The sequence below is a fragment of the Longimicrobium sp. genome (genome assembly GCF_036280135.1).
In the GTDB taxonomy this organism is placed as follows: domain Bacteria; phylum Gemmatimonadota; class Gemmatimonadetes; order Longimicrobiales; family Longimicrobiaceae; genus Longimicrobium.
This window is the reverse complement of sequence record NZ_DASURI010000286.1, coordinates 1-2362: the sequence shown is the minus strand read 5'-3', so window position 1 is coordinate 2362 and position 2362 is coordinate 1. Positions and strand designations below refer to the sequence as shown.

Sequence of the window (2362 nt, the reverse complement as noted above, 5' to 3'; positions counted from 1 at the left end):
CTGGACGGCGACCTGCGCCGCGTGTTCGCCATCGCCCTCGTCCCCGGGCTCATCACCGTGGCCGTCGTGGCGCTGCGTGTGCGCGAGACGGTGCCCGCCGCGCCCTCCGCCCCCGGCGCGGCGCCGCGCGTCCCGCGGATGCGCGAGCTGGGGCCCGTGCTGCCGCGCTACCTGGCCGTGCTGGTGCTGTTCACGCTGGGAAACGCGTCGGATGCGTTCCTGCTGCTGCGCGCGGGCCAGGCCGGCGTGCCCGTGGCGCTCATCCCGCTCCTGTGGGGCGCGCTGCACGTGAGCAAGGCGGCGTTCAGCATCCTGGGCGGACGGTGGAGCGACCGCGTGGGCGCCCGCCGGGCGATCATTACGGGGTGGATGGTGTACGCCGCCGTGTACGCGGGCTTCGCGTTCGTCACGGCGGCGTGGCAGGTGTGGGCGCTGTTCCTGGTCTACGGCCTGTTCTTTGGCCTCACGGAGGGGCCGGAGAAGGCGCTCGTGGCCCGCCTGGCGCCGGCCGGCCTGCGGGGCAGCGCGTTCGGCGCGTACCACGCGGCCATCGGGCTGGCGGCGCTGCCGGCGAGCGTCGTCTTCGGCATCGTCTGGCAGACGGTGAGCGCGCAGGCCGCGTTCGGCATGGGCGCGGCGGTGGCGTTGCTGGCCGCCCTGCTGCTGCCGCTGGTCCTTCCGCGCGACACGTCCCCTTCCATGTGACCGGAGTTGATGCGATGAAGCGACAGACCGTGGTGACCGGGGTGCTGGCCCTGGGGATGCTGCTGGGCTCGGGCTCGTGCATCCTGGCCTGCGGATGCGGACGCCCGCCCGCCAGCGTGGTGCACGGCACGGTACGCGCGGAGAACGGCCAGGGCGTGGCCGGCGCCGCGCTGGAGCTGCGCAACACGGCGCCCAACGGCTGGCACCAGACGGTCGTCTCCGCCGCCGACGGCGTGTACCGCTTTCCCGAGGTGCAGGGGCAGGTGGACTACGCGCTCACGGTGCAGCCGCCGGCCGGCTGGACGCTCGCGCCGGGCCAGGCGGCGTCCACGCAGTTCTTCATGACACCCGAAGACACGCTGCGGGTGGATTTCGTCCTCCGCGCGCCCTGAAATCCTCATCCGCCGATCGATGCCCGACTCGTCCGCCGATCCGTCCGCCCCGCGCCGCCGCGGCACGCCCATCGTCCCCGTGCTCATCGGCTTCGCGGCGGCGCTGCCGTACTACCTGCTGTTCATCAAGCACCCGGACGGCGCGTTCGACCTGCTGAGCCTGATCCTGGCGTTCACGGGCGGCATCTACTACGGCGTGGCCCTGCGCGAGGGCTCGCGCCGCCGCCTGATCGCCGAGGCGCTTCTCGGCGGGACGCTGACGCTGATCGCGGCGCTGTCGCTGTGGTGGACGCCGCTGTGGATGGCGGCCGGGTTCGCGCTGCACGGGTTCTACAACCTGGCGCACCACACGGGCGCGATGAAGCACGGCATCCGCCACTGGTTCCCCCCCATGCACGCCGCGTGGGAGTGGGCCATTGCCGCCCTGGTCGTCTGGTTCACGATGCGCTTCTAGCCGTCGCGGCAGGAGGCCGGCCTCACTCCGACGCCGGCTGAAACCGATTTTTCACGCAGAGGGAGCAGAGGCAGCAGTACTTCCTCGCAGTGCGCGCCCCGCGCGATGCGTCATCCCGAGGAGCCGCCGCGAGGGCACTGTCACTCCCTGAGAACCGGCCTGCCGCGAGTAGCGTCATCCTGAGGAGCCGCCGCGAGGGCCCGGTCACTCCCTGAGAACCGGCGTACCGCGAGTAGTGTCATCCTGAGGAGCCGCCGCGCGATCTTCTCCCGTGCGTGAGCCATGGCGGCGACGAAGGATCTTGTATCCAGACCACGGGGCCGGCTTCCGCGCAGGAAGCCGGCCCCCTCGTTTTTCGTCTCCAGTGCCGGCGCGACGTCCTCCCGCCAATGCTCACCGGTCCAGCCCGGGCATCCTTTCACGGATCGCGATCGGGTGGATGATGTGCACCGGCGGATTCCGCGCCTGGAGGCCGACAACTATGCCTCTTCAAAAAAACGCGGATCCCGCCCCCTCGCCGAAAGCAGCCCGTCTACCAAGGGACGCCGTCCTCCTGCTGGTTCCGTCCGGACCGCGACCGGCCGTCGCGGTAGCAACCTTCGTCTCCCCACCCGTTCCCCAGCGCCCCCTCCGCGTCCCAGTGAGACATTAAGTCTGTCCCCGCCCGCCCCTTCCGTGTCCCATCCGCCCATCCGCTTCCATCCTGGATCCAGACGAGGATCTTACGCATCCCCTTCACCCACAATGACCTATGCGCGGAGTGGCTCGAGAGCGCACGCCGGGCTCGCCTTGTGCCCAAGGGGCCGCCGAC

Annotated in this window: 3 protein-coding genes; all 3 read left to right on the top strand. The window is 71.2% G+C overall.

Annotated features, from left to right (window positions below; all coding sequences use genetic code 11):
- On the top strand, window positions 1-705 hold a 705-nt coding region (locus VFZ20_RS09050), incomplete at its 5' end, for an MFS transporter (protein WP_329683537.1).
- 14 nt (window positions 706-719) lie between these two features.
- Window positions 720-1097: a carboxypeptidase-like regulatory domain-containing protein gene (locus VFZ20_RS09045; RefSeq protein ID WP_329683536.1), complete on the top strand. Its 378-nt coding sequence runs from the start codon at window positions 720-722 to the stop codon at window positions 1095-1097.
- Window positions 1098-1116: 19 nt separating this feature from the next.
- Window positions 1117-1551 (top strand): hypothetical protein, encoded by a 435-nt coding sequence (locus tag VFZ20_RS09040; RefSeq protein ID WP_329683535.1) that lies wholly within the window; start codon window positions 1117-1119, stop codon window positions 1549-1551.
- The last annotated feature ends 811 nt before the right edge of the window (window positions 1552-2362 follow it).

Coding starts and splice junctions, on each gene's coding strand:
- VFZ20_RS09040 (WP_329683535.1), top strand. CDS start 1,117: ATGCCCGACTCGTCCGCCGATCCGTCCGCCCCGCGCCGCCGCGGCACG.
- VFZ20_RS09045 (WP_329683536.1), top strand. CDS start 720: ATGAAGCGACAGACCGTGGTGACCGGGGTGCTGGCCCTGGGGATGCTG.